Annotated in this window: 1 protein-coding gene; it reads left to right on the top strand. The window is 25.6% G+C overall.

Annotation, left to right across the window (positions count from 1 at the left end; genetic code table 11):
• The first annotated feature begins 95 nt into the window (after positions 1-95).
• Complete coding sequence (locus KA830_RS13490) at positions 96-512, top strand: universal stress protein (protein WP_210134310.1); 417 nt, start codon at positions 96-98, stop codon at positions 510-512.
• Positions 513-722: the final 210 nt, after the last annotated feature.

The following is a 722-nucleotide window of genomic DNA, read 5'->3' as shown; positions in this document are numbered from 1 at the left end:
TTTTTACTTTGCAACAGAACCAGAATAAGCATATATATTCAGGGTATATATAAGTAATAGACATCTAAATAATAAGTAATAGGAGGCTGGTGTAGATGTTCAAAAATATATTATTACCCTATGATTTCGAAAATGATTTTAGTGCTATCCCTGACTATTTAGAAAAAGCCACCGATGAAGATTCAGTTGTTGTAATTTATCACGTTGTAACAGAAAATGATCTTGCAATTAATGTCAAATATTATAATAAGCATAAAAAAGATATTATTAGAGAAAAAGAAAAAAAACTTACTCCATTTTTACGTGAATTAGAAAAAAGAGATATTCAATATAAAATAGATGTAGATTTTGGGCATATTAAAGATACAATCTTAGAAAAAATTACTTCTGGAGATATAAATAATGGTGAATTTGATTTAGTAATTATGAGTAATCATAGAGTCGATTGGAATATTAAACATGTTTTAGGAGATGTTACACATAAGATTGCTAAAGTACTAATTGTTAAATAAACATAAGAAGTAAGAAATTTATTAATTCAAAAAGCCTAAATACTTTCTCACAAATTGAGAGAGTATTTAGGCTTTTTTATTTTTTTAATTTTGGTTTGTGATTTTTTAGATTATTTTTTGATTAGTCGTTCTAAAAAAGATTAGACACGCATTTATGCCGAGAAAATTTATTGAAGTTGAGAAGAACCCTTAACTAAACTTGTAGACGAA

Origin of the sequence: Staphylococcus sp. GDY8P119P, assembly GCF_017892075.1 — a bacterium.
GTDB classification, from domain to species: domain Bacteria; phylum Bacillota; class Bacilli; order Staphylococcales; family Staphylococcaceae; genus Staphylococcus; species Staphylococcus ureilyticus.
This window is presented reverse-complemented; position numbering and strand designations above follow the sequence as displayed.